This is a genomic window from Pseudomonas sp. xss_2 (genome assembly GCF_043104195.1).
In the GTDB taxonomy this organism is placed as follows: domain Bacteria; phylum Pseudomonadota; class Gammaproteobacteria; order Pseudomonadales; family Pseudomonadaceae; genus Aquipseudomonas; species Aquipseudomonas urmiensis.
Genome location: NZ_JBICKL010000076.1, coordinates 30,829 through 56,767 on the forward strand (window position 1 = coordinate 30,829; position 25,939 = coordinate 56,767).

Consider the following 25,939-nt stretch of genomic DNA (forward strand, 5'->3'; position numbering starts at 1 on the left):
CGTGTTCGGAGAGTAGGTAGAAAGCCAGATAGCTGGCCTTTTTCCTACAGACTAAGTCGGTAATTCTCGTCAGGATTTACCTTTGTTTGTGAATAAAGTGCGCATGAAGCGCCCCGTTGGAGCCTGCCATCGATGTCGATACCGCCAGACAAGACCCCCAAGTCCACGATCAACCCTCCGGTTTTCTGGGTTTCCGCCGTGCTGTTGCTGGTGCTGGTGCTGTATGCCAGCGTGTTTCAAGCGCATGCACAGAACCTGTTCGCCCAGGTCCAGGGGTGGATCATCGGTAATGTCAGCTGGTTCTACATCCTGGCGGTGGCGGTCATTCTCGGCACGGTGGTGTTCCTCGGCATCAGCCGCTATGGCGATATCAAGCTTGGGCCCGACCACAGCACCCCCGATTACAGCAGCACCACCTGGTTCGCCATGCTGTTTTCTGCCGGCATGGGCATCGGCTTGATGTTCTTTGGCGTGGCCGAGCCTGTGATGCATTTTCTCAATCCGCCGATGGGTGAGGGCGGCACGGTGCAGGCCGCCGGTGAAGCCATGCGCATCACCTTCTTCCACTGGGGCCTGCATGCCTGGGCGATCTACGCCATCGTGGCGTTGATCCTGGCCTACTTCAGCTACCGCCAGGGTTTGCCACTGACCTTGCGTTCGGCGCTGTACCCGCTGATTGGTGAGCGTATCTACGGGCCGATCGGCCATGCCGTGGATATCTTCGCCATCATCGGCACGGTGTTTGGCGTGGCCACTTCGCTGGGCTTTGGCGTGGCGCAGATCAACACCGGGCTCAATGCGTTGTTCGGCGTGCCGGTGTCGACGCCGATCCAGATCGGGCTGATCATCGGTACTACCTTGCTCGCCACCTTGTCGGTGATGTCGGGGCTGGACAAGGGCATTCGCCGGCTTTCCGAGCTCAACCTGGGTTTGGCGGTGCTGCTGTTGCTGATGGTGATGCTGCTGGGGCCGACTGTGCTGATCTTGCAGACCTTCGTACAGAACACCGGCAGCTACCTGGGCGAGATCGTCACCCGCACGCTTAACCTGTATGCCTACCAGCCGACGGACTGGATCGGCGGCTGGACCCTGTTCTACTGGGGCTGGTGGCTGGCCTGGTCGCCCTTCGTCGGGCTGTTCATTGCGCGCATCTCCCGGGGCCGCACGATCCGCGAATTCGTCACCGGCGTGCTGCTGGTGCCGACCGCATTCACCCTGCTGTGGATGACGGTGTTCGGCAATACCGCGATCCATATGATCCTCAACGAGGGGCTGAACGACTTGGCCATGGCGGTGAACAAGGACACCTCGCTGGCGCTGTTCGCCTTCCTTGAGCACTTTCCGTTCGCCAGTGTGATCAGCACCCTGGCAGTGATCATGGTGGTGGTGTTCTTCGTCACCTCCGCCGACACCGGGGCCATGGTGGTCGACATGCTCGCCTCGGGCGGTCAGGAGAATACGCCGATTCGCCAGCGCATCTTCTGGGCGTCGAGCATGGGCCTGGTGGCGATCGCACTGCTGCTTGCCGATGGCCTGAAGGCGTTGCAGACAGCGACCATCGCCAGTGCCTTGCCGTTCACCATCGCCTTGCTGTGCAGCACCCGTGGCTTGCTCAAGGCGCTCAAGCTCGATGCGACCAAACGCAACTTGCGCTATCAGGCGCTGGCCATCTCGCCGACCGCTTCACGTGCTGCCGGTAACTGGCAGCGGCGCCTGCGCACGCTGGCGATGTTCCCGCGTCGTGCGCATGTCTCGCGCTTCATTACCGAAGTCGGATTGCCGGCCTGTGAAGCGGTGGCCGAAGAATGGCGGCGCCAGGGCTATGAGTGCAGCGTGGAGCAGGGTGAGGAGGGCAGTGTGACGCTCAAGGTCGGCCCGAGTGACGACACCTTCGTCTACCAGATTCGTCCGCAGGCCTATGCCATGCCCAGCTTCGTCAGCAGCGATGCGCCGGGCGATGAGCGCAAGTACTTCCGCGCCGAAGTCCACCTGCGCGAGGGCGGTCAGGATCATGATGTGATGGGCTGGTCGAAGGATGAAGTGATCGGAGACATTCTCGATCACTTCGAACGTCATATGCATTTCCTGCATCTGGTGGGCTAACGCGCTGGGTGGGGCCGCTGTCTGGCGGCCCCACTTGGGTCAATCCAGATCCGCCGCCGAATGCCGCTCTGGCACTTGGCTCGCCTCATCACCCCAGGTGCGATTGACCCGGGTGCCACGCTGCACCGCGGGGCGCTGGGCGATCTCTTCAGCCCAGCGCTGCACATTAGGGTATTCCTGCACCGCGAGAAACTCGGCGGCGTCATACAAGTTGCCGCGTACCAGCTGGCCATACCACGGCCACACGGCGATGTCGGCGATGCTGTAGTCATCGCCACCCAGGTAGCGGCTCTCGGCCAGGCGTCGGTCGAGCACGTCCAATTGCCGTTTGGCTTCCATGGTGAAGCGGTTGATGGCGTATTCGATCTTCTCCGGCGCATACACATAGAAGTGGCCGAAACCACCGCCCAGGTAGGGCGCGGCGCCCATCTGCCAGAACAGCCAGTTCAGCGTTTCGGTACGCGCGGCAGGCGCCTTGGGCAGAAACGCGCCGAACTTCTCGGCCAGGTAAACCAGGATCGAACCAGACTCGAACACGCGGATGGCAGGCTCGACACTGCGATCGAGCAGGGCAGGGATCTTGGAGTTGGGGTTGACCTCGACGAAGCCGCTGGAGAACTGCTCGCCGTCGCCGATGCGGATCAGCCAGGCATCGTACTCAGCCCCGCTGTGCCCCAGCGCCAGCAGCTCTTCGAGCAAGATGGTGGCCTTGACGCCATTGGGCGTTGCCAGCGAGTACAGCTGCAAGGGCTGTTTACCTACCGGTAGCGCTTTGTCATGGGTGGCGCCGGCAACCGGGCGGTTGATACTGGCGAACTGACCGCCGGAGGCTGCGTCGTTGCGCCAGACCTTGGGCGGGACGTAGGGGGACTTGCTCATGCACGAAACTCCTCGATGACGCAAAGCGGACATGTAAAGGCAGACCCGCATCTATGCCACGGGTTCGCGGCAAAGGGCAAATGCATTGGTTGCATGACTTGTCCACTAAAGGTGATGCTATGGGGCCGCTTCGCTGCCCTTCGCGGGCAAGCCCGCTCCTACAGGTACTACGCAGAACATCAGGCTGAAGTGAACCCTGTGGGATTGGGCTCGCCTGCGCTGCGAAGGGCTGCAAAGCGGCCCCCGTTGGCTACTTAGACCGGAAGGCTCTGGTAAGGCTGCGCATCGCCTGGGCTATGGGCAAACTGGCGCTTGTACTCGCGGCTGAACTGCGAGGTGCTCTGGTACCCCACCCGGTGCGCGGTCTGCGCCACGCCCAGGCCTTCGCCGATCAGCATTTGCTGGGCCTTGAGCAGGCGCAGGCGTTTGAGGTACTGCATCGGCGCCATGTCGGTGCAGCGCTTGAAGTGCTCATGGAAGGTCGACACGCTCATGTTGGCGCAACTGGCCAACGCCTCCACGCTCAACGGCTCGGCGTAGTGCTCACGCAGATAAGCCAGCGCCGCGCCAATCCGGGCTAAATGTCCTTGTTGCTCGACCAAGGCTCGCAGTACCCCGGCCTGGGGGCCGCGCAAGGCGGTATAGAGCACCTCGCGCACCCGTGCCGGCCCCAGCACCCTGGCGTCCAGTGGATCCTGCAGGCACTGCAGCAAGCGCTCGACGCTCTCGCGCATCGGCGCGTCCAGTGCTGCCGACGTCATCGACTGGGGTGTCTGCGCCTCGACTGCAGCATCAGGGGCAAGGCCCATGTTCTGCACCAACTCGCTGAGCACTCCACGATCGATATCGACGGCCACCCCTAGTAACGGCGCCTCAGCGGTAGCGAAGGTCTCGCACATGAACGGCACCGACAGCGCCTGCACCAAGTAATGTCCGGCGCCGTACTCCAGGGTGCGTGGCCCCAGGCGCGCCAGCTTGCTGCCCTGGGCCAGGATCATCAGGCTGGGCTCATAGAGCTGCGGGCTACTGGCCACGTAATGATCCCAACTCAATACCTGCACCTGGGGCAAGTGAGTCGGTACAAAGCCTGGGCGCGTGGCCAGGCTACGGATCAGGGCGCAAAGCGGGGCATTGGCGTCGACGTGGCGAGTGAGCTGCATGATGGACCAGGGCAGAGGATCAGACACTGGCATCTTCGCAGATTGCAGCGCCAGCGCCAGATGCTCACAGCCAGGTTCGGAGAATCAGGCATGCATGCCGGAGAATCTGCTGTGGGCGAAGCGGCTTTTGGCGAACAAAATGCGCCGCCTGAATCGTTTCACTTTTTGCGAGGTCCTGCATGTATACCGCCATCGGTTACGCCGCCCAAACTCCCACCAGTCCGCTGGCCCCCATGACCTTCGAGCGCCGCAGCCCGCGTGCCGATGATGTCGCCATCGCGATCCTCTACTGCGGTGTGTGCCACTCTGACATCCATCAGGCGCGCAACGAGTGGGGCATTGCCGTGTACCCACTGATGCCAGGCCATGAGATTGTCGGCCGGGTCACTGCGGTCGGTGCCAAGGTCACCCAGCACAAGGTCGGCGACCTGGTGGGCGTGGGTTGCATGGTCGACTCCTGCCGGCATTGTGAGGCCTGCGCCAAGGACCTGGAACAGTACTGCCTGGAAGGTCCGACCATGACCTATGCCACCCCTGATCGAGTCGACGGCAGCAACACCATGGGTGGCTATTCCAACAGCATCGTGGTCAGCGAGCACTTCGTGTTGCGCATTCCCCAGGGCCTGGACCTGGCCAGCGCGGCGCCGATTCTGTGCGCCGGTATCACTACCTACTCGCCGCTCAAGCACCATGGCGTCGGCCCTGGGCACAAGGTTGGCATCCTCGGTATGGGCGGTCTGGGCCACATGGGCATCAAGTTCGCCAAGGCGCTGGGCGCTGAAGTGACGCTGTTCACCCGCTCGGCGGCCAAAGCCGAAGAAGCCCGTCGCCAGGGCGCCGATCACGTAATCGTGTCCACTGACCCGGAGCAGATGCGCGCTGCAGCGGGGCGTTTTGACTTCTTGCTCGACACCATTCCGGTACAGCACGATCTCAACCCCTACCTGGAAACGCTGACCTTCGATGGCGTGCACATTCTGGTCGGCTTGATCGAGCCGGTCGAGCCACCGCTGCATGCGGCCAATTTGGTGATGAAGCGCCGGGTGCTGGCGGGTTCGCTGATTGGCGGTATCGCCGAGACTCAGGAAGTGCTGGATTTCTGCGCCGAGCATGGCATCAGCTGCGATATCGAGATGCTCGATATCCGCAACATCAACCAGGCCTATGAGCGGATGATCGTTGGCGATGTGAAGTATCGCTTCGTGATCGACATGGCCACGCTGAAGGCCTGATGGAGTCTGCCCCGATCTCATCGCGGGACCGCGCCTACCCGATCGCTGTAGGAGCGGGCTTGCCCCGCGAGGAGGCCGGGGCAAACTGGCTACCAGGCCAGCGGCTTGTCCAGCCCCTTCCAGAACAACCAACGGCGCACCTCGGCATGCTCGCCGGTGCCGATCTGCCAGTCAGGCCGGCCACTGTCCAGGGCGATCAGCGAGATGAACCCGGCGTAGCTGGCAGCCACCAGGGTGCGGCCATCGGCACTGATATCCATCGCGCAGAGGGTCGAGCCCAGGTGATGCTGCCAGTGCTCACGACCATCCTCGCCAAAGGCCCGCAGGTAACCATGGGCATCGCCGACGATGTATTCGTGCTCGCGTGCTACACCGGCGTAGATTCGCGCGCCCTCGTGCAACAGTGGGGTACGCGGGTCGTCGCTGTAGTGCTCGGTGTCCAGCCCAGGCAGGTCGGCAGTGCGCACCCCGAGGCTGGCGCCGTTGTAGAAGTGGCAGGCGTTGAGCAGCAACTGATCGCCGCGCTGGTTGAACAGGGCAAAGTGCGGGTATTCGCTCACCGGACCGATCTCGGCGAGCAGTCGCAGCTGTTGGTCCAGGACCCGGTGGCGGCCGCACTGTTCGCCGATGGCGATCAGGCTGCCGTCGGCGGACAGGGCGCCGTGCTCCATGCCCAGCCCCAGGTTGATGTCGTCAGGGTCGATGCCTTGAGCCAGGTCTTGCAGGATCGCTTGCTCATCGGGCAGTAGCCGGGTGGCGCCAGTGGCGGCCAGCACGAACACGCCTTCGCTGCTGACCAGCAGCAGCCGTTGGCCATCGGGGAACGGCGTGATCGCGGTCGGCGTTGGCGGCAGGTCGAACGGCTCGAACGGGTAGCCGGCAGGCAACCCCTCCAGGCCGTTGGGCCAGGCAAACCGGGCGACCTGTGGCCCGCCCCAGCCATCGGTGACGCGGATACCCTCGGCGTTGGCCAGGGCAAAGTAGCGGCGTTGGGGGCAGCGGCCGAAATGCTCGACACCGATCACCGGGGTCACGCTGTAGCCATCGATGCGCACTACCTGGCCGCGGTCGAACGGCGTGCCGATGCGTGCCAGCAGGCTGCCGTCATCAAGCAGCAGCAGGGTGCCGATAGCCTGACCGTGTTGCTCGAGCAAGGGCAGCAGCGGCTGGTGCGCCGGCGGCCAGGCCTCGCGAAATGCCTGGCGCTGCGCGTCACTCACGCCGGGTTGGTTAATCGCCTGCAAGGCCGCTTGCCAGGCTGGGAGCAGGTGTTCGGTGGGCGGCGCTTGCGGCTCTTGGAGATCGTCCCAGCCTTGCGCCTGCCCTTGGCTGACGAAGCGATTGATGGCCTGGGCATAGCTACTGACCGCCTGTTGCCATTGCTGCTGGGGGTGTTGCTTGTCCATGGGCGGATCGGACTCCTTGTTCCGCGGTCTATCAGAAGCGCGCATGGTACTCCGGTTGCGCTGCGGTTGTGAGGCCCAGGCTTGACGCGTACCATGCCGGGCATCCTTCCAATAATTTTTGTCCACACCCGCCAGAGGGCCGACTCGCTGGCTGGCGGGGGTGTCGTCGTCTTTTTTCTTTGGAGCTACACGCCACTTCCATGAATGGTCCCATCCCTACATCCATGCCCGCACTGGTGGGCGGCGGCAGTTGGCTGAGCGTGATCGCGCTGGCCCTGGCGGCGTTCATCTTCAACACCACCGAGTTCGTCCCGGTGGCGCTGCTCAGTGACATCGGCCGCAGTTTCGACATGACCACCGCCCAGGTCGGCCTGATGCTGACCATCTATGCCTGGGTGGTCGCCCTGGCTTCGCTGCCGATGATGTTGCTGACGCGCAACGTCGAGCGGCGCCGGTTGCTGTTGTTCGTGTTTTTGGTGTTCATCCTCAGCCACTTGTTGTCGTGGCTGTCGCAGAGCTTTGCCATGCTGCTGGTCAGCCGGATCGGCATCGCCTTGGCCCATGCCGTGTTCTGGGCGATCACCGCCTCTCTGGCGGTGCGCGTAGCTCCACCTGGGCAGCAGGCCAAGGCCCTGGGCTTGCTAGCCACCGGCACCACGCTGGCGATGGTGCTCGGTATTCCCTTGGGGCGCGTGGTGGGTGAGGCGCTGGGTTGGCGGGTGACTTTCTTGAGCATCGCTGGGGTGGCGCTGGCGACCATGCTTTGCCTGATGAAGTCGCTGCCGCTGCTGCCGAGCCAGAACTCAGGGTCGCTGCGCAGTCTGCCGATCTTGTTCAAGCGCCCGGCGCTGGTGATTACCTACCTGCTGGTCACCCTGGTGATCACTGCGCAGTTCACCGCCTACAGCTACATCGAGCCGTTCGCCCTGCATGTGGCGCAGATCGGCGGTGAACGCACCACCTTATTGCTGCTGTTGTTCGGTGGTGCGGGTGTACTGGGTTCGGTGCTGTTCAGCCGCTATAGCGATCGCTTCCCGCATGGCTTTCTGGTTGGCTCGATCGGCTGCCTGGCGGCATGCCTGCTGTTGCTGTTGCCGCTGTCGGGCAACTTCACAGCGTTCGCTGTGCTGAGCATGTTCTGGGGCGTGGCGATTCTGAGCTTCAGCCTGTCGCTGCAGTCGAAGACCTTGAAACTCGCATCCGACGCCACCGATGTAGCCATGGCGCTGTTCTCCGGTATCTACAACATCGGCATCGGCGGCGGGGCATTGCTGGGCAGTATCGTCAGCAGCCAGATGGGTGTGGCCAATATCGGCCTGGTCGGCGGCAGTGTTGCCTTGGTTGGGCTGGTGCTGGCCGTGGCCAGCACCACGCTGTTTCGCCAGGCAGTGCCAGCGCCACACTGAGAGAGTCAGCTTCCTTGGTCAGGCCAACAACGCCGACCAGGCCGAGACGATCAGCAACCACGCCAACAGCTGATTGAACCGCCGCACCCGCTGCGGTGACTGCAACCAGCGGGCGCTGCCGACCCCGAGCAGCGCCCAGGCAGTCATGCACGGCAGGGCGATGATCAGAAAGATCAGCGCCAACTGCCACACCGGCTGTCCAGGCGCGGCAAACACGCCGATGATCACGATTGCCATCATCCATACCTTGGGGTTGATCAACTGCAAGGTGGCCGCGCTCACTGCCCCAAAGCGTGCCCGCTGGGTACTGTGCAAAGGCGCAGCGGCGCGGCGCAGCAACTGCCAGCCGAGCCAACTCAGCCAAAGTACGCCCAGCCAACTCATCAGCTGCTGCGCGACGGGGTGCTGCAACAGCACTTCGGCCAAGCCCAAGCCCACTACCCAGACCATCCCCGCTGCAGCCAGACAGCCGCTGAGGATCGGCGCCACGCTGGCGCGCAGGCCGCGCTGGGCGCCGTGGGCGAGGATCAGCAGATTGGTCGGCCCCGGGCTGATACTGGCGACCAGGGCGAACAGGACAAAGGGCAACAGCGACTGCGCCATGACGGGCTACTCCACACAATTGGAGCACCATGCTCGCCGCTGGCGGCGGATCAGTCTGGAACGATTGAGCAGCGGCGGCGGTAGTCTGCCGGGGTCAATTGATACGCCCGGCGAAACCAGCGCCCCAGGTGACTCTGGTCGGCAAAGCCCAGGGCGCTGGCCACCTCGGCGGGCGTTTGGCCTTGCGCCAGCAGGCGGCGGGCGCGGGCGACCCGCAGCTGGATCAGGTAGGCATGCGGGGCCAGGCCGAAGGCAGCCTTGAACGCCCGGCTCAGGCGGAAGCGGTCAACGCCACAGGTGCGCGCCAGGTTATCCAAGCCGATGTCCTGATCCAGATGCGCATGCAGATAGTCACGGGCCACCTGCGCGGTCAGCGGCAGGCTCGGGTCGGGGTTGAGCCGTTTGCGCCAGTGCAGGTGCTGGGTGAGGCAGGCGAGCAGATCGTCCATGGCGGTTTGCCGAACGATGCGCAGCTCTTTGCCGTGCATGGCCTGGAACACCCGTAAGGTAGCGCCCGTCAGGCGTTCGTCGCGGCACAGCGTATCGGCGAAGCTGGGCAGGCCATCGGCAGGCGCGTGCTCGAACAAGGCGCGCACTTCGGCCTCCATCCAGTTGGGGTCCAGATACAGCGTCGAATAGGTAAAGCCATCCTCGGTGGGGGCCTGGCCATCGTGGATTTCGCCAGGTTCGAGCAAGAACACCTGGCCCGGCGTACTGCGATGGCGGGCGCGGCGGCAGTGGAACTGCTGCACGCCTTGTTCGGTCACGCCCACCAGGTAGCTGTCGTGCCAGTGCGGGTCGTAGGCATGGCCGATGAAATGCGCCCGTACCGACTCGATGCCGGTATCGATGTCTTGGGCAAGGTCGATCCAGTTGCTCATGGCCATGGCCGCTTGTGAGGAGCCTGCAACCTTATCGCAGAACCGCTGCGCAGGTTTAGAACGAATGTGCAGCGCTTTGCGAACCGCAGTATATTTGCGCCCCCAGGAAACGGGGGTAGCGCTGTAAGGGCGCGATTGCGCCTTAGCGGCATCAAGAGGAAGGGAGTGGGAAGTGAGCCTGAAAGACGATCTGGTTCTTGAGAAGTACAAGTATGTCTTGTCGCAGAAACAGGCACTGAATGAAGCGACGTTCAAGATCATAACGGTGTACCAGGCCTTGGTGCTGGCGCTGTTTGCTGGACAGTTCGCGGTGGTGACGGCTACCAAGGATAAGCTGCCGGTCGAATCAGGACTTTACGCATCTTGGGTGCTGTTGGCGCTGTTCGTCATGATCTCCCTGCTGGTGCTGGCCTTGCTGGTGGGCGGGGTGTTTTCCTGGTTGAGCTATCGACAGGACGAGTCGGAATTGGCGTCGAAGTACAAGGTCGCGGTAGCGGCCAAGAAGCCGGTGGCGTGGGCAGATGTGCTGCGCTGGTATGAGACCTACCTGGTGCTGTTCGTGGTGGGGTTTGGTGGCTTGACGGTGTATGGATTCGTCAAGTACATCCCGGCGATTTTTGCTGGTTGAGGGTTTGCGCTAGTGGCGCAAAGGGGGCGGCCGCTTGACGTCATCGGCGTCTTCGCGGCCGTCGTTCAGGCTTTGCGATAGACATCGCATTCTCGGATGATGGCGTGCTCTTTAACAGTAGCGACTTTGATTTTTTCCTCTTCACTAAAGGTATAAGTTCCCCAGGCTTGGCTGATGCCCTGTCTGATGATGTCGTCAATACTGTTGGAAGCAACGCTGCTCGCGGACTTGAGTTGCCTAAGGAAATGTAGGGAGCGCTCGCTCACGGTCTCGACAACGAAACCTTCATACTGGCCGTATTTGTAAAAGTCTTTGGCGGTCACGTCATCCTCTTCTTCTGGGCTGATATAGCTGGAATGGATGGCGACCGTATCGATCGATGCACAGCCCTCGACAAATTGCTGATAGGTAACCGGTTCGCCTTTCACCAAACCAATTTTGATTTTGTGCTTATCGATCCCCATGAGCGCGAGGGTTGCATATTGGCCAAGATCCCATTGGTGCAGTGCCAGAAAGTCATCGGCGTTAGCGGTGATCCAAGCTCTGAATGCTTGTGCGGAGAGCTCAAGGGCTGCACCCCGTCTTGCCAGGTCTTCCTGCTGAGTAGTCGATAAAATGCCGACGATTCCCGAAAATGATCCTGTGACGATTCCTTTGTAGATACCGCTGGCGCTGATTTCGTTCAGCTGATAAAACCGGGACAGGTTGATGCCGATGCGCCCAACTATCCGGTTTTTCTCGTCGGTAATCGGTTTTAACTGCGTGATATCTTTTGGGTAACTATCTTCTGTAATTCGCCCAGGACTGATGCGCTTTAACAGTGACAGGTCATCTACCTTGAGCCAGTCATTGGCCTGAACCGCCTTTACTTTGCGGCCCTCGGTATTGCTGAAAAGGTTTATATCAATGGCCGGTGCTAGACTTGCACATCTCTCTTGCAGGGTGATAGGGGATGTCTCGTTATAACTCACACTCACTGTAAGCAGTTGTTCGAGTTTTCCGGCATCCAGTAGTACCGAGACCCGGGTACCGTGACGACGCAGCTTTTCATTTTCGCTAGGGACTCTCAGGGTGGGTCTGGCTGCGTGATTATTGGCAAACTCCAAAATCCATTGAGGATCGTCGTTTTCCTGAGTTTCATACCGGCGCGTGTTGACCATTACCCGGCTGCCGAGCATGAACACGGCAAAAAAGCCAATGCCAAAGCGTCCTACCGCTTCGAAGTCAGTCCGAATCAGCCGTTCCCACTCACCCATCAGCTCTTCGCTTTTCCAAAGCGATTTGCCGAAATCCAGCAGCACTTCGGTAAGCACATAGCGGCTCATGCCTATGCCGGTGTCGGTGACATGCAGCCAGTCACCTTCGGCGGTGGATTGCACGCAGACTTCAATCTCACCTTCTTCCTCGCCAAGCCCGCCCAGGCTGCGGCACGCGTTGACCGCATCCCTGGCGTTCTGGATCAGCTCCCTAAGGGCGGCAGAGGGATCGTCGCCATAAAGCCGCTGCCCACCGAACTGCTCCACGATCTTGCTGATGTTGCTGATCTTCAGGCTGGTATCGATCGGGTGCCAGCCGGTAGTGGGGACGTTTACGGCAAAGCTCTCTGTGCTGTGGAGGTGGGCCACGGACCGCACTGCAAACAGCGGTCGATTGTAGTCGAGCTGCAGGCGTTCGCTGGCGCGCAGTTCGCTGTCGATCATCTTGGCCGCGTCAAAGGCCAGCCACCAGGCAGATTGTTCCTCGAGCGGGAAGGGCGAACCTGACAGGCACAACTCTTTGCGTTGAGGATCCGCATCGCGCTTGACGCTATTGAGGCGGGACTGGAACCGCCAGTGCTCAAGTGACAGCCCAGTGGGCCTGGTCAGTGCCTGGAGAAAACGCGGCGCGCGCTGCGCATCGATGTGTGCGGCATCTGCCGTTCTGAGGATCAGCGCGAGTTTGAGCACATCGACTGTCCACAACGCCGGCTGCAGGCAAGCTGCTGGGGTAATTTTCTGAGGGTGCAACAACTCAAGTTGATGGGGATGATGCCAGTGGCTTTCGGCGACCAAACCGATCACGTCGCCATAGGCCCTGCGCAGCTCAGCATTAGGCAGCAGGAACAGCGCGCTATCGTCCCCGGCAATCGTCCAGCTTTTGTGCGCCAAGTTGCGCGCTTGCTTGGGATGCAAGGCGCGCAGCACTTCGAACAGTACTTTCTGAAACTCAGGGCTGCCTCGTTGCAGGGTTGCCGGATCGATTTTCAACGTACTGCAATAGACCGCCCATTCCGGCAACGAGACGATCTCCTCAACACCTCCCGGATACGCGGCTACGCAATGCGCTGCGTCATGCAGCAGAAACGCGCCACCCAGCACGAACGCCTCGGCAGGATTGAGCGGATAGTCAGGCCCGGTAATTTCCGACGCGGTCAGCCACAGGGCATCGATGTGAGTGATGTCATGCACGGTCAAGGACGGCATGTCCTTGTGGATATGGCTTACCAGCGTAGCCACATTTTTTCGAAACTCCGTGAACGCTTCGATTAGGCGATTTCGTTGCCTGTCGAGGCCGTCGTCCTGAGGTGCGAAGGCTGTTTTCCATAGTTCAGAAAGCTGGTAATTCTCCACGCGACGTCCTTGCTTAAGCTGGCGAAACCGCCCTGAAGGAGAGGCTGTGGCGGTCATACAAAAAGGGCTTGATCTTAATGCCGATGTGGCACTTTGTCATTAGCTCGGGAAATGCTTGAACTGGCGTGCGCGGGGTTGCAGGGGGGAGCGCAGCATTTTCACTCCCTCGACGAAAGTGTTGTTGCATGGCGAAGGTTTTTCTTTCTCAAGGGCGAGATAAGATGCCCGCCAGTTTCGATCACTACAGGAGCTTTTCGATGGACACCGTGACCTTGGCCAAACGCCGCTATACCACCAAAGCCTACGACGCCGCCCGCAAGATCCCCCAGGCGACCGTCGATACCTTGCTTGAGCAACTGCGCCACAGCCCTTCTTCGGTCAACTCGCAGCCGTGGCACTTCATCGTTGCCGACAGCGATGAAGGCAAGGCGCGTATCGCCAAGAGCACCGAGGCGTTCGCCTACAACACGCCCAAGATCCTCAACGCTTCGCACGTGATCGTCTTCGCCACCCGTACCGAAATGCCTGATGCGCATCTGCAGGCAGTGCTGGAACAGGAAGCGCAAGATGGCCGCTTCCGTGACGATCAGGCCCGCGCAGGGCAAGATCAAAGCCGCCGTTTCTACGTCAATCTGCACCGTTTCGATCAAAAAGACGTGCAGCACTGGATGGAAAAGCAGACGTACCTGGCGCTGGGCACGGCGCTGCTCGGTGCGGCCGCGCTGAACATCGATGCTACGCCAATCGAAGGTTTCGACAGCAAGGCGCTGGATGCAGAGTTGGGCCTGCGTGAGCGTGGCTTCACCAGCGTCGTGCTGTTGTGCCTGGGCTACCGCAGCCCGGAAGACTTCAACGCCGGTCTGAACAAGTCGCGCCTGCCCGCCTCGACGGTGTTCACCTTCCTCTGAAGGCCAAGATGATGGCACTGTGCAGTTAGGACACCCGCCCTAGAGTCAAAAGGTGCGAGGGGGGCAATAATCGGGGCGTTTCATTGACCACAAGGAGTGTTGATCATGACTAGCCCTGATGCGTTCAGCCATGACGCATTGCATGACTTGAGTGAAGAAGAAACCGAGCTGATCAGCGGCGGTGCCGGCCAACCGGAAATCGTCCGCGGGCCGCCGCCGCAGTTTCCCGAATGGCCTGAGCTGTTCGGCGACAGCTATTGATTGGCGACGTGCCTGGCCTCGGCTGATTCAGCCTCGGCCTGCCTCATTTACTTCAAGGAGCGTTATTTATGCCTTCTGTACATGCACAAACCCCGCGCGAGTTGAGCGTCGAGGAGCTGGATCAGGTCGCGGGTGGCTCGGATGCGACCATCATGCCGGTATTTCCGCCGGTGAGCAGGCCGATCTGCGGTGGGCCGGACGTACCACCGCCGCATCTACCGCGCTATCCCGATGTGCCACCGCCCAATGATATTCGCGGCCCAACCCTGGGGCTTTGACAACACCGCCAGAACACCTGTCCAGGTTCATGCGCAGTACAGCAGGCACATGAACTTGGACAGGCAGCTACCACAATGCAGTCGCAGCAGCCGATACCACTCGCTTGAACACCTCCACGGCTTTGTCTACATCCGCTTCCTTGGTGTAACGGCCAAGGCTCAGGCGCACACTGTTGCGTGCCTTGCGCTCGTCCAGCCCGAGTGCCAGCAATACATGTGAGGCAGCATTGCTGGCTGAGTTACAGGCTGAGGTGCTCGACAGCGCCAGCTCACTGGCCAATGCAGCGCTATTAAAACCACTGGCATCGATGCACAGGTTCAGGGTGTGGGGAATGCGTTGCTCTGGGCAGCCATTGAGGCTGACACCGGGCAAGGCCAGCAGGCCGTTACGCAGGCGCGCGCTCAAGGCCTGGATGTGTTGGTGCTCGCTGTCGCCGGGCTCGCCGGCGAGGGCGAAGGCGCTGCCCATGCCAACGATCTGATGGGTGGCCAGGGTGCCCGAGCGCAGGCCGCGCTCGTGGCCGCCACCGTGCATTTGCGCGTACAGTTTCGGGCGCGCACGAGCGCCGACGTAAAGCGCACCGATACCCTTGGGGCCATACACCTTGTGTGCCGAGAAGGACATCAGGTCGACTGCCTGCTCGGCCAGGTCGAGGTGCACCTTACCCACGGCCTGGGCGGCGTCGACATGCAGCAGCGCACCATGGGCGCGAACCAAGGCGCCAATCGCAGCGAAGTCAGTCAGCGTGCCAAGTTCGTTGTTCACCGCCATCAGCGACACCAGTCGGGTGTCTTCGCGCAATGCCTGGTGCACCGCGTCGGGCTGGATCAAGCCGGCCGCATCAGGCTTGAGTCGGGTCACTGTCCAGCCTTGGCGTTCAAGTTCGGCTGCGGTGTCCAACACGGCCTTGTGTTCCAGCAGGCTGGTGATCAGGTGGCCTGGTTCACCACAGCCTTGGGCGACGCCTTTGAGCGCCAGGTTGTTCGATTCGGTGGCGCCGGAGGTCCAGACCAGATCGTCCGGATGCGCGCCTACCCGTTGCGCCACTTGTTTACGCGCCTGCTCGACCAGCTCGCGTGCGGCTTGTCCATAAAAGTGGCCACTGGAGGCCGGGTTGCCGAAGTTCGCTGCTCGTCCAAGGCAGGCGAGCATGGTTTCGATAACCCGGTCGTCGACCGGGGTAGTGGCGGCGTAATCGAAGTAAAGCGGGGCGCTGGGCATGATGAGGCGAATCCGTGCATGTCGCCTTGGAGGTGGCGATCGATGCATTCATGCTACTAGTGTCGTCGGAAAGATTTTTTCTATCTTTTCGGATATTTGCCATTTCAGTAGAAAATACTTCTCCAAAGTAAGGCGTATATAGCAAGTATTCGCCATGGACCGGCCTAGAGAGGTTCAAGCGCCTTTTCTTCTTCGATTACCACCCGCTCGCATAGCTCGATAATTTGCTCGCGCATCCAGCGGTTGGCTGGATCCTGGTCAGTGCTTTCGTGCCAATACAGATGGGTTTCCAAGGGCGGCACTTCCACCGGCAGCGGCAGGTGACGCAGGTTGTGGCGGCGGGCGAAGCGTTCCGGCACGGTCATTACCATGTCGGTCTGCTGTAATACCTGCGAGGCCATCAGGTAGTGCTGCGAGCGCAGGGCGATCTTGCGCTGCACGCCCATCTTGCCCAGGGCCAGATCGACATAGCCCAGGCCGTTGCGGCGGCTGGAGATATGGATATGGGTCATGCCCAGGTAGTTGTCCAAGGTCAGCTTGCCGTCGGCCAAGGGGTGACCTTGGCGCAGGGCGCAGACGTAACGGTCCTGCATGAGTTTGACGTGACGCACCTGCGGGTCGGTGTTCAGTGGCGCGTCGACGGCAAAGTCCAGGCGCCCGGCGGCCAGCTCCTTGGTGGTTTCACGGCGTTTGCACAGGAAACTCTCGATCATCACCGCCGGCGCCAGACGTCGCAGACGCTGGAACAGCGGTGGCAGGATCACCGCCTCGGTGAGGTCGGTCATGCTGATGCGAAAGGTCTTGTTGGCCTGCTGTGGATTGAAGATGCGGCTCTCTTGCACCGACACCCGCAACAGCGCCAGCGCGTTGCGCACCGGGCCAATGATGTTCTGCGCCATCGGCGTGGGCACCATGCCTTGGGCGGTGCGTACGAACAGCGGGTCGTTGAAGGTCTCGCGCAGCCGCGACAGGGCGTTGGACACCGCCGGCTGGGTGATGCCGACAATCTGCCCGGCACGGGTCAGGTTGGCTTCGGTATAGATGGCGTCAAAGACGATGAACAGATTCAGGTCAACCTTGCTGAGGTTCATGGGCGCCGCTCGTTGTTGGAGTTATGGCTCGATCATATATCGGTTATGAATGTTTATACACGCGGAAAATAGACTAGGTGGATCGACTGCGGCTGTTCTAGTCTCTGGCCCATGTTCTTCATCCCGTGAAGGTAGCCCCAATGGATTTCGCCTATTCGCCCAAGGTCCAGGCTCTGCGTGAGCGCGTCAGTGCGTTCATGGAGGCCTATGTCTACCCCGCAGAACCGGTGTTCGAGCGCCAGGTTGCCGAGGGCAACCGCTGGCAACCTACTGCGATCATGGAAGAACTCAAAGCCAAGGCCCGCGCCGAGGGGCTGTGGAATCTGTTCTTGCCTGAGTCAGAGCTCGGAGCCGGCCTGAGCAACCTGGAATACGCGCCGCTGGCCGAGATCATGGGCCGCTCGCTGCTGGGGCCGGAGCCGTTCAACTGCTCGGCGCCCGATACCGGCAACATGGAAGTGCTGGTGCGCTACGGCAGCGAGGCGCAAAAACGCCAGTGGCTGGAACCGCTGCTGCGTGGCGAGATTCGTTCGGCGTTCGCCATGACCGAACCCGACGTCGCCTCTTCGGACGCCACCAACATGGCAGCCACCGCAGTGCGCGACGGTGATGAGTGGGTTATCAATGGCCGTAAATGGTGGACCTCCGGCGCCTGCGATCCGCGCTGCAAGGTGATGATCTTCATGGGCCTGTCCAACCCGGACGGACCCCGCCACCAGCAGCACTCGATGATACTGGTGCCCACCGATGCGCCGGGGGTGAAGATTGTCCGCCCACTGCCGGTATTCGGCTATGACGACGCACCGCATGGCCACGCCGAGGTACTGTTCGAGAACGTGCGGGTGCCTTATGAGAGTGTCCTGCTTGGTGAAGGTCGCGGCTTCGAGATCGCCCAGGGGCGCCTGGGGCCTGGGCGCATTCACCACTGCATGCGCTCGATCGGCATGGCCGAGCGCGCCCTGGAATTGATGTGCAAGCGTTCGGTCGAGCGCACCGCGTTCGGCCGCCCACTGGCGCGTCTGGGCGGCAACGTCGACAAGATCGCCGATTCACGGATGGAGATCGACATGGCGCGGCTGTTGACCCTCAAGGCTGCGTACATGATGGATACCGTCGGCAACAAGGTCGCGCGCAGCGAGATTGCCCAGATCAAGGTCGTGGCGCCCAATGTCGCCCTGCGCGTGATCGACCGGGCTATCCAGATTCATGGGGGGGCAGGGGTCAGCGGTGATTTTCCGCTGGCCTACATGTACGCCATGCAGCGCACACTGCGCCTGGCCGATGGGCCGGATGAAGTGCACCGGGCGGCGATTGGCAAGTACGAGATTGGCAAGTACGTGCCTAAGGAGATGTTGCGCGGGCACTGATAGCACCAGGCCGGCCTCTTTACCGATAACTGGCCGTGTGCAGCACTGCCAGTTACCGGGGTGACGCCCCTCAGGGGTCAGGGTGTTTTCAGGTCTACCAGCAGATCCTTGGCAGCCTTGGTGGCCAAGACGCTCATCAGCCTGCTCATCTCATCCTGGCGGCCAATGCCTGATTCAGCGCCGCCCATCATCACGTTCGGTACCGGGGCCTTGGCCGCCGCTTCAGCCCATGCGCGGTTGATCTGCACCAGTGCATCGAGTTTGTTTTGCAGGGCACCATCGGCCTTGAGCGACGCCTCGCGGGCGTAGGCTTCGGCGTCGGCACTGATCTTGGTGGCTTGGGCATTGACCTGGGCTTTATCGCGCAGCAGCTCAGCAGTCTGCTTATCGATCTCGGCGCGGCGTTTTTCCCGATCGGCATTGATCAATGCCAGCTGCTTTTCCGTCTCCGCCTCGGTGGTGCGCTCGATCTGCTGGCGCAGACTTTCCTGGCGCTTGGCCTCGACGTCCTTGGCGCCGCGGGCGGACACCAACTCTTTTTCCTCTTCTTCCTTGAGGCGGTTTTGCCGGGCCACCGCCAGTTCCGCCAGCGCCTGCTGCACCCGCACCATACGCTCTTGATACTGCGGGTTGGGGTCGATATGGGTTACCCGAGCATCGACGACTTCGACGCCAAACAGGCGAAATTGCTGCTGTTTGCGCAGCTCTTGGCCATCTTTGTCGAGCTTCTTTTCGATGACGAAGCGGGTGGCGCTGTTGTCGCCGAAACTGCCCTGGTCGGTGCCGGCCTGGAGCACGGCGGTCTGGGCTGGGAAGTGGTCGCGCTGTACGCGGATCTCCTTGCGACTGGTCAGGTACAGGCCATTGCGCAACTGGTTCTCGAACTCGGCACCAAAGTGGCTGCGATTGCCGGCATAGTAATCGTCGGCGCTCATCAGTGACGCCGTGGCTTGCAGGGTTTCCTTGACTGCCGGCAGCAGCGCACGCTGGAGGAAGTTATCCGGCGTGCGGTACTCCTGGGCAATCTTCAGGAACGCATCCGCTGAGGGCAGGCGAAACTGGGTGCTGAACTCGGCCTTGGCGTCGACATTGCCCAGGAACACGATGGGCAGGTTTTCCAGGGTTACTGACGGATGACCACTGCGATTGCCTTCCTCGTTGTCCGCCTGCAGGGCCGACTGGACGCCGATAGTGCGCCGCCAAGAGGTGCTGCGGCCGAACCATTTGGTTGCGTAGCCTACGTCCTCGACGACTTTTTCCTCGCCGAAAATCGTCCGTACATGGGTCATCTGACCTGCTTCGTTGTAGAACAGTACTTGGTTGAACAGCGCTGCCAGGGCGGCGCAGGCGAGCAGCGGGATGGCGATGACGGCAATGAGCTTGCGGTTGACGCGCAGTTGGCTGAGGTCAGGTATCGGTGGCTTTTCCATGGGGGCACTCCTTGTGAAGGGACGTGCATGCTGGTTAACAGGGGACAAGCTTCACAGTCAGCCAAATCAGATGTGGCTGTAGGAAGCTTCTATTTTTGTTCTGCACATATCTTTAAGGGCTCATCCATAACGTGCTAGCTGCGCTACACTCGGCGGCATGATCTATCTCGCCCAATCCACCCTGATGTGCACCTACATGACCGCCTCTGGCGGGCCATGAGGTCACGGCTGCCTAGCATCCCCGGATAGAACCTGAAGGCCCCGCCAGCAATGGACGGGGCCTTTTGCTGCTCCGTTCGCACAATTAAATGGAGACAGAGCATGTTCGAAATTCGTCGCGCCACCCGTGATGACGCCCAGATCGCCTTCGACATTCGCCGACTGGCCATCCGTGCCCAGTGCATCGGCCCCTATAGCCAGCAAGACATGCTGGCGTGGACGCGGGGCTCACTCAACGAGTGGTTTACTGATTTGGTGCAGCAGCACTTTCAGCTGGTGTGCGCGCAGGGCAGGGTGGTCGCTACCGGCATGTTGGATGTTGAGGTGGGTGAAATCGGCGCGATCTTCGTTCATCCCGAGTTCATGGGGCGTGGCATCGGACGGCTGCTGATCGAGCATCTCGAAGGGCTGGCGCTTGAGGCGAACCTGGCCCAGATCAAACTGGATGCCACGCTTAACGCGGTGGCGTTCTATCGCGCGTGCGGTTTCGTCGGCGAGCAGCGGTCGATCTATCAGTCACCTTCGGGCTTGCAGCTGGCCTGCGTGCCGATGCTCAAAGTGCTGGGCCAGTCGGTGAGGCCGTGAGAAACGTTTAAGTTTTTGCCTCAGCGATAAAGAGCTTTCCGCAAGGCGCGTAGGACCTGTCTGTTTCTTGGTTCCAAGGGAAAAAGGATGCCCTGCAACTGCTAGGTTCCGTTGCTCTAGCCAGCATAAGGAACTTGCACATGCGTGTAGATTTGGGGGGTAAGGGGCAGGCGCTGGACGGTGATCTCACCACCACCGGCGCCACCTGCATCGCCACGGGCGCGAGCTATATGTCCAATGGGCGAATGGTGTTGCGTATGGGGGACAGCACCACAGCGTGTCCGCTGTGTGGTGAAATCGGCAAGGTGGTTGAAGGCGTTTCCTTCTTCATCTCCGATGGTCAAGCCGTGGCCATGGATGGCGCGCTGGTGGCCTGTGGTTGTCCGAGTGGAAGTAACCGGGTCGTGGCCCCGCTAAACCGCGTTGAACCGATCGCGCGGGCGACGCCAGTGGCAGATTCGTCGTACTCGCAAGCGGCCACAGCAACACCGAGGAGCCTGTCCAGCGCTGCGCCACGCCACGCGGTTGATTCGCTGCCGTTCACTCAAGAGCCGGGTTTCTACCTCGTGCCGCGCAGCATGTCCTTTCCACAGGTCCTGATGCACCTGGCCGAACAGGACAGCACCTTACCCCTCTCGCGTTTGCAGATGCTCAACCCTACCTACCAGCAGGGCTTCAAAGGGGGCGAGATCTTTGTCATCGGCGATCCGGACAACGGCCATGCCTGCACACGCGAGGAAGGTCAGCTGATGGCTGCGGCGGAGCAGGCGCGTGAATCATTGGCGCTGCTGGACCGGGGTGAGGCGGACTTCATGATGCTTCACCAAGCCGAGATTGCCGGGCTGCTCAACGGTGCCAGCCAGTCGATGGGCGTAGGCAAGGACATGCTCGAGCAGGGGCTGGGGCAGGTCAGAGCCACCTTGGTGGATATCGAGCGCCTGCATCAGCAGCAGTTTGCGCGCTACGGGCATCTGAAAAGCCCGGCGTTCTTTGCAGCGCGGCAAGGACTGCTCAAGCAACTGGACGGCCAGTTGAAGACCGCCTTTCTCAATAAGCAATTGAATCTGGGCAGTTATGAGAGACTGCGACGGGATCTTGGAATTTCCACCAAGAGCCTCGTTCACCATTGGTCGAGGGCGGGTGGTCCGGGGCAGATACCGGGGTATGCGACGCATTTGGATGAGGTGGCGAAAACGGCGAAGTATCTAAAGTATGGCGGGGCTGTCGGCACTGGGCTGGGAGGGGCGGCGTCCTACCTGAAGGTGCAAGAGGTTTGTCGAAACGGTGAAACAGCTGAATGCAAAAAACTTCGCCTAAAAGAAGCCGGTAGCTTCTCAGGTGGATTGGCCGGTAGCACCGCTGGCGCATTTGGTGGTGCGAAGGCTGCCTCTATGGTGTGTAGTTTCGGTATATACGGTCGCATTGCCTGTGGTATCGCACTCGTAGTTGGCGGATCCCTCGCGAGTAACTCATTAGGTGGTGACATTGGAGAAACAACCGGTGAGGTCATTTACGAATGGACCTCACCATGATACCCAATCCGCGTTCTTGGCCTGTGCCGTGGCAGATGGTCATAATGATCGGGCCTTGCGTTACAGCCCTACTTGGAATGATCTTGAACGCCTATCTTGCCTACAGTCGTGATTTCGATCGTATGTTATCGGCGTTGCAGTCTAGTCTGTGGCTTGACCTTCAGGTGCGTATCTGGGGAACCTCAAGTTATATGTCTCGCTGGATTATTCTTGGGGCAATCAGTGGACTACTGGCATGGCCAAATATTCACATTAAACGTGGACAATTGGACGAGCAAGAAGTGCGAGATTTTCCTCGAGCCCTGAAATGCCGCTTGTTCATTTCCGATGTCATGATGTTCGGCGGGGGGATGCTTTTTTTATTGATCATTGGCTTATACAAAATGCATGGTTAGTGAGTGCGCATGCTTGGTCAGAGTGGTTAGTCGCGGGGCTTGCCATCGCAAAAATGTGGCTCGTATGACCCGCAACTCAGACCCGCAAATGCGGGTCTTTCTTTGCTTCAGCGCTAGACGTTTGGCCGGGTTTGACTGCCTGTGAATCGGTAGCTTCACCGGTTTCGATGGAGCTATGACCAGCGTTCTTTTCCTGGCTATCCCGCGTCTTGAACAGCGACAACAGCACCCCGCCGAGCAACAAGCCGAACGTCACCCCTAGTGACAGCAACGCCGGCACCTTGCCCACCATCCCGTGGTAGAAAATCTTGCAACCAATGAAGATCAACACCAGCGCCAGCGCGTATTTGAGATAGACGAAGCGGTGCATCAACGCCGCCAGGGCGAAGTACAGCGAACGTAGGCCGAGGATGGCGAAAATGTTCGAGGTGTAGACGATGAAGGGGTCTTGGGTGATGGCGAAGATCGCCGGGACACTGTCGACGGCGAACACCAGGTCAGCCAGCTCGATCAACACCAAGGCCAGAAACAGCGGCGTGGCATAGCGCAGCGCCTTGCTTTGCCCCGGTGGGGTGAGGTGGACGAAAAAGTGCGGGCCGTGGATCTGGTCGGTGACGCGCATATGCCCCCGTACGAAGCGCAACACCGGATTATTGGCCAGGTCCGGATGGCTATCTTGTTTGGAAAAGGCCATCTTCACCCCGGTGAACAGCAAGAACGCGCCGAACAGATAAAGCACCCAGGCAAAGTTCTGCACCAAAGCCGCGCCCACGCCGATCATGATCGCGCGCAAGAACACCACCCCGAGAATGCCCCAGAACAACACCCGGTGCTGGTAGCGGCGGGGGATGGCAAAGAAGCTGAAGATCATGGCCATGACGAACACGTTGTCCATCGACAACGACTGCTCGACCAAAAAACCGGTGTAGAACTCCAGCGCTGACTGCGCACCCAGTTCAAACCACACCCACACCCCGAACAGCACGCCCACGCTGAAGTAGCCCGAATACAGCAGCAGGCTTTCGCGCATCTCGATTTCGCGGTCTTTGCGGTGCAGCACGCCCAGGTCCAGCACCAGCAGACCAACGACGATGGCGATGAATACCAGCCACAACCAGGCACTGGTGCCGAGCAATGGGGTAGTGAGATAGGTGTGTAGAGCCGTCATGAGCCCCTCCTTGATTGTCGACGTTGCATGGCAACAGTGATCCGACATGGCGGCTTGGCAGCCGTCAGAGGGGCCCGGTATCACATGGGCTTGAGCCTAGACCCATTTCCCCCAGTGCTCGAATGCGGCGCTGTTACATTTCTTTGCTTGGATCCAATTATTGCGAATGATTACTAATTGTAATCAAATGTTGGAAGCGATTAAGATTCATTCCCACTGCCGCAGAGCAGCCACGCCAGGGCGTGATCAAGCAAAAAAACAACCATTGATTAGCGCCAACGTACGAGCAAATAACAACTAGGGGTCTACCAGCGTGCAACTGCACCACTCTGTGAACACGGTTCAAGCGGCAAGGATTGCCAGCAGCGAACGCCCGCGGCGTCATCCGCTGGCAATGGCAATTCTGGCAGCCAGCCTGGCAGCACCGGGCGCCATGGCCTGGGCAGAGGAGGCCAGCGGCAAGGGCGCTTTGGAGTTGGGCGCCACCGCCATCAACGATACCCATCTGGGCGAGACCACCGAGGGCTCTGGTTCCTACACCACCGGCGCCACGCGCACGGCCACGCGCATGGCCTTGTCGCCGCGCGAGACCCCGCAGTCGGTGAGTGTGATTACCCGTCAGCAGATGGATGACCAGAACCTCACCAGCATTGCTGAAGTGCTGGGCAAGACCCCAGGTATTACGGTCACCAAACTCGACAGCAGCCGCGCCAGCTTCCAGGCGCGTGGTTTTGAGATCGACAACTTCCAGATCGATGGCATTCCAGCGGCGTTCCGCTTTGGCAATGGCATCGATCAGACCGACATGGTCATCTATGACCGGGTTGAAGTGCTGCGCGGCGCCACAGGTCTGCTCAGTGGCTTTGGCTCGCCGTCGGCCACCGTCAACCTGGTGCGTAAACGGCCGACCCGCGAGTTTTCCGGTTACGCCTCGCTTGGCGCGGGCAGCTGGGACACCTACCGCGGCGAATTCGACATCGGTGGATCGCTGACACCGACCGGTAACGTGCGTGGTCGCTTCGTCACCGCCTATGAAGACGGCCAGTCGTTCATGGATAACCTGTCCGAGAAAAAACAGGTGATGTACGGCATCGTCGAAGCTGACCTGTCCGAAGACACCCTGCTCAGCGTTGGCCTGAGCCGCCAGACCAATCGCCCGGAAGGCTCGTCGTGGGGGCCATCCACTGCCCTGGTAGACAGCACCGGCAATGGCTTCAGCATGCCACGCTCGTTCAACCCGGCCACCCAATGGAGCCAGTGGGATAACACCGCCGACAACCTGTTCGTCACCCTCGAACAGCGCCTGGCCAACGATTGGTCGGTCAAGGCCTCGGTAAGCCGCACCGAAACCGACTCGCCGATCACCCTAGGCTCGGCCGCCAGTGGCAATCCCAATCCGGTCGATGGCAGCGGCATGGGCGTGTGGCTGGGCCGCTACCGCTACAAGACCGACCAGAACGCCTACGACCTGTACGCCAGCGGGCCATTCCAACTGATGGGCCGCGAGCACGAACTGGTTGCCGGTATTTCCCACCGCGACATCCGTGCCCACGAAGAGAACTGGCCGTTCTTTTTTGGCAGCGCCGATAACATCTTCCAATGGAACGGCGATTTCCCCGAACCTGACTGGGGCCGGCCGACCAGCAAGGTCGACACCCGCCTGCAGGAAAGCGCCGCCTACCTGAGCGCGCGCTTCAAGCCTACCGATCAGCTTTCGCTGATCGTCGGCAGCCGCTTGTCCAACTGGCAGCTCGATAGCACCTGCCTGGATACCACTACCGGCCAGCGCTCCAAGCAGCAGGACCTGGAAGAGAACGGCGTGGTCGTGCCCTACGCCGGGGTTGTCTATGACTTGAACGACAACTGGTCGGTCTACGGCAGTTACACCAGCATCTTCAAACCGCACGAGAGCGAGCAGGATATCAGCGGCAAGATCATCGAGCCGGAGGAGGGCGATGCCTACGAGCTGGGGGTCAAGAGCGAGTTCTTCGACGGCCGCCTGAACGCCAGCCTGGCGGTGTTCGAGGTGCGTCAGGACAACTTGCCGGAAATGGTGGGTTTCGATGCGGTCAACAACCAGTCGATCTACCGCGCGGTGCAAGGTGCCAAGACTCGTGGCTTCGAGCTGGAGGTCGCGGGTGAACTGACCACCGACTGGCATGTGCAGGGTGGTTTCACCCACCGCATCACGCGCGATGGCGAGGGCGACAAGATCTCCACCATCGAGCCAGAAAACCTGCTGCGCCTGTCCACCACCTATCGTTTGCCTGGGGTGTGGAGCAAGCTTACGGTTGGCGGCTCGGCCAACTGGCAGAGCAAGATCTGGAAGGATCTGTACAACCCAGCCAGTGGTGAAAACGATTATCGCCACACCCAGGCCAGCTACCTGACCCTGGATGCGATGGCCAAGTACCAGGTGACCGATCAGTTGTCGGTGACGCTCAACGGCAACAACCTGAGCGATAAGCGCTACTACAGCAACCTGGGTTTCTATGAGGGTGGGTTCTATGGCGATCCGCGTAACTTCATGCTGACTACGCGGTACGACTTCTAAGCTGAGCCGGGCAATACCGGCC

General features: G+C 60.7%; 22 protein-coding genes. 12 read left to right on the forward strand and 10 right to left on the reverse strand.

The window, feature by feature from the left end:
• Positions 1 to 132 precede the first annotated feature (132 nt).
• The gene (locus ACF8K2_RS18575) at positions 133 to 2,103 is read left to right on the forward strand and encodes a BCCT family transporter (protein ID WP_392466726.1); all 1,971 of its coding nucleotides are present in this window, start codon (positions 133 to 135) and stop codon (positions 2,101 to 2,103) included.
• Positions 2,104 to 2,142: 39 nt separating this feature from the next.
• On the opposite strand, the gene yghU is transcribed toward ACF8K2_RS18575, so the two are convergent.
• Together yghU and ACF8K2_RS18585 are read right to left on the reverse strand one after the other, a co-directional pair.
• Positions 2,143 to 2,982 carry a glutathione-dependent disulfide-bond oxidoreductase gene (gene yghU, locus ACF8K2_RS18580; RefSeq protein ID WP_368973179.1) on the reverse strand — a complete coding sequence of 280 codons (840 nt, stop codon included), beginning with the start codon at positions 2,980 to 2,982 and terminating at the stop codon, positions 2,143 to 2,145.
• A 254-nt stretch (positions 2,983 to 3,236) separates the two neighbouring features.
• Positions 3,237 to 4,142 carry an AraC family transcriptional regulator N-terminal domain-containing protein gene (locus ACF8K2_RS18585; protein ID WP_392466729.1) on the reverse strand — a complete coding sequence of 302 codons (906 nt, stop codon included), beginning with the start codon at positions 4,140 to 4,142 and terminating at the stop codon, positions 3,237 to 3,239.
• Positions 4,143 to 4,321: 179 nt separating this feature from the next.
• Between ACF8K2_RS18585 and ACF8K2_RS18590 the strand changes: the two genes are divergently transcribed.
• A complete protein-coding gene (locus ACF8K2_RS18590) occupies positions 4,322 to 5,374 on the forward strand; it encodes an NAD(P)-dependent alcohol dehydrogenase (protein ID WP_392466731.1) in 1,053 nt (350 codons plus the stop codon).
• An 89-nt stretch (positions 5,375 to 5,463) separates the two neighbouring features.
• Here the strand turns inward: ACF8K2_RS18590 and ACF8K2_RS18595 are convergent, their stop codons facing one another.
• On the reverse strand, positions 5,464 to 6,780 hold the full coding sequence (locus ACF8K2_RS18595) for a hypothetical protein (RefSeq protein ID WP_392466733.1): 1,317 nt from the start codon (positions 6,778 to 6,780) through the stop codon (positions 5,464 to 5,466).
• A 200-nt stretch (positions 6,781 to 6,980) separates the two neighbouring features.
• Here ACF8K2_RS18595 and ACF8K2_RS18600 point away from each other — a divergent pair, with 200 nt between their 5' ends.
• Positions 6,981 to 8,186 carry a sugar transporter gene (locus ACF8K2_RS18600; RefSeq protein WP_392466736.1) on the forward strand — a complete coding sequence of 402 codons (1,206 nt, stop codon included), beginning with the start codon at positions 6,981 to 6,983 and terminating at the stop codon, positions 8,184 to 8,186.
• An 18-nt stretch (positions 8,187 to 8,204) separates the two neighbouring features.
• On the opposite strand, the gene ACF8K2_RS18605 is transcribed toward ACF8K2_RS18600, so the two are convergent.
• Together ACF8K2_RS18605 and ACF8K2_RS18610 are read right to left on the reverse strand one after the other, a co-directional pair.
• Positions 8,205 to 8,789 carry a LysE family translocator gene (locus tag ACF8K2_RS18605; protein ID WP_392466739.1) on the reverse strand — a complete coding sequence of 195 codons (585 nt, stop codon included), beginning with the start codon at positions 8,787 to 8,789 and terminating at the stop codon, positions 8,205 to 8,207.
• 50 nt (positions 8,790 to 8,839) lie between these two features.
• Positions 8,840 to 9,670: an AraC family ligand binding domain-containing protein gene (locus tag ACF8K2_RS18610; protein ID WP_392466741.1), complete on the reverse strand. Its 831-nt coding sequence runs from the start codon at positions 9,668 to 9,670 to the stop codon at positions 8,840 to 8,842.
• A 172-nt stretch (positions 9,671 to 9,842) separates the two neighbouring features.
• Here ACF8K2_RS18610 and ACF8K2_RS18615 point away from each other — a divergent pair, with 172 nt between their 5' ends.
• Complete coding sequence (locus tag ACF8K2_RS18615) at positions 9,843 to 10,298, forward strand: hypothetical protein (RefSeq protein ID WP_392466743.1); 456 nt, start codon at positions 9,843 to 9,845, stop codon at positions 10,296 to 10,298.
• 65 nt (positions 10,299 to 10,363) lie between these two features.
• On the opposite strand, the gene ACF8K2_RS18620 is transcribed toward ACF8K2_RS18615, so the two are convergent.
• Complete coding sequence (locus tag ACF8K2_RS18620; RefSeq protein WP_392466745.1) at positions 10,364 to 12,907, reverse strand: ATP-binding protein; 2,544 nt, start codon at positions 12,905 to 12,907, stop codon at positions 10,364 to 10,366.
• 257 nt (positions 12,908 to 13,164) lie between these two features.
• Between ACF8K2_RS18620 and nfsB the strand changes: the two genes are divergently transcribed.
• The 3 genes from nfsB (at position 13,165) to ACF8K2_RS18635 (ending at position 14,354) form a co-directional block, all read left to right on the forward strand.
• On the forward strand, positions 13,165 to 13,815 hold the full coding sequence (gene nfsB / locus ACF8K2_RS18625; RefSeq protein ID WP_392466747.1) for an oxygen-insensitive NAD(P)H nitroreductase: 651 nt from the start codon (positions 13,165 to 13,167) through the stop codon (positions 13,813 to 13,815).
• Between the two features lie 105 nt (positions 13,816 to 13,920).
• Complete coding sequence (locus ACF8K2_RS18630; RefSeq protein WP_392466750.1) at positions 13,921 to 14,076, forward strand: hypothetical protein; 156 nt, start codon at positions 13,921 to 13,923, stop codon at positions 14,074 to 14,076.
• Positions 14,077 to 14,144: 68 nt separating this feature from the next.
• Positions 14,145 to 14,354 (forward strand): hypothetical protein, encoded by a 210-nt coding sequence (locus ACF8K2_RS18635; RefSeq protein ID WP_186555154.1) that lies wholly within the window; start codon positions 14,145 to 14,147, stop codon positions 14,352 to 14,354.
• A 67-nt stretch (positions 14,355 to 14,421) separates the two neighbouring features.
• Here ACF8K2_RS18635 and ACF8K2_RS18640 read toward each other — a convergent pair whose 3' ends face one another.
• Together ACF8K2_RS18640 and ACF8K2_RS18645 are read right to left on the reverse strand one after the other, a co-directional pair.
• Entirely contained in the window at positions 14,422 to 15,576 is a 1,155-nt protein-coding gene (locus ACF8K2_RS18640; protein WP_392466753.1) for a cysteine desulfurase family protein, read from the reverse strand.
• 164 nt (positions 15,577 to 15,740) lie between these two features.
• A complete protein-coding gene (locus tag ACF8K2_RS18645) occupies positions 15,741 to 16,667 on the reverse strand; it encodes a LysR family transcriptional regulator (protein ID WP_186555156.1) in 927 nt (308 codons plus the stop codon).
• A 140-nt stretch (positions 16,668 to 16,807) separates the two neighbouring features.
• Here ACF8K2_RS18645 and ACF8K2_RS18650 point away from each other — a divergent pair, with 140 nt between their 5' ends.
• Entirely contained in the window at positions 16,808 to 18,034 is a 1,227-nt protein-coding gene (locus ACF8K2_RS18650; protein ID WP_392466755.1) for an acyl-CoA dehydrogenase, read from the forward strand.
• Between the two features lie 77 nt (positions 18,035 to 18,111).
• Here the strand turns inward: ACF8K2_RS18650 and ACF8K2_RS18655 are convergent, their stop codons facing one another.
• The gene (locus ACF8K2_RS18655) at positions 18,112 to 19,464 is read right to left on the reverse strand and encodes an SPFH domain-containing protein (protein WP_392466757.1); all 1,353 of its coding nucleotides are present in this window, start codon (positions 19,462 to 19,464) and stop codon (positions 18,112 to 18,114) included.
• A 321-nt stretch (positions 19,465 to 19,785) separates the two neighbouring features.
• On the opposite strand from ACF8K2_RS18655, the gene ACF8K2_RS18660 reads away from it, so the two are divergent.
• The 3 genes from ACF8K2_RS18660 to ACF8K2_RS18670 all read left to right on the forward strand — a co-directional run bounded on the left by ACF8K2_RS18660 (position 19,786) and on the right by ACF8K2_RS18670 (position 22,195).
• Positions 19,786 to 20,268, forward strand: coding sequence for a GNAT family N-acetyltransferase (locus ACF8K2_RS18660; protein WP_392466759.1), 483 nt, complete (start codon positions 19,786 to 19,788; stop codon positions 20,266 to 20,268).
• A gap of 140 nt (positions 20,269 to 20,408) precedes the next feature.
• The gene (locus ACF8K2_RS18665; protein WP_392466762.1) at positions 20,409 to 21,800 is read left to right on the forward strand and encodes a PAAR domain-containing protein; all 1,392 of its coding nucleotides are present in this window, start codon (positions 20,409 to 20,411) and stop codon (positions 21,798 to 21,800) included.
• 83 nt (positions 21,801 to 21,883) lie between these two features.
• Positions 21,884 to 22,195, forward strand: coding sequence for a hypothetical protein (locus ACF8K2_RS18670; protein WP_392466765.1), 312 nt, complete (start codon positions 21,884 to 21,886; stop codon positions 22,193 to 22,195).
• 76 nt (positions 22,196 to 22,271) lie between these two features.
• Here ACF8K2_RS18670 and ACF8K2_RS18675 read toward each other — a convergent pair whose 3' ends face one another.
• Positions 22,272 to 23,363, reverse strand: a complete 1,092-nt coding sequence (locus tag ACF8K2_RS18675; RefSeq protein ID WP_392466768.1) for a TerC family protein — start codon at positions 23,361 to 23,363, stop codon at positions 22,272 to 22,274.
• A gap of 331 nt (positions 23,364 to 23,694) precedes the next feature.
• On the opposite strand from ACF8K2_RS18675, the gene ACF8K2_RS18680 reads away from it, so the two are divergent.
• Entirely contained in the window at positions 23,695 to 25,917 is a 2,223-nt protein-coding gene (locus ACF8K2_RS18680; protein WP_392466770.1) for a TonB-dependent siderophore receptor, read from the forward strand.
• The last annotated feature ends 22 nt before the right edge of the window (positions 25,918 to 25,939 follow it).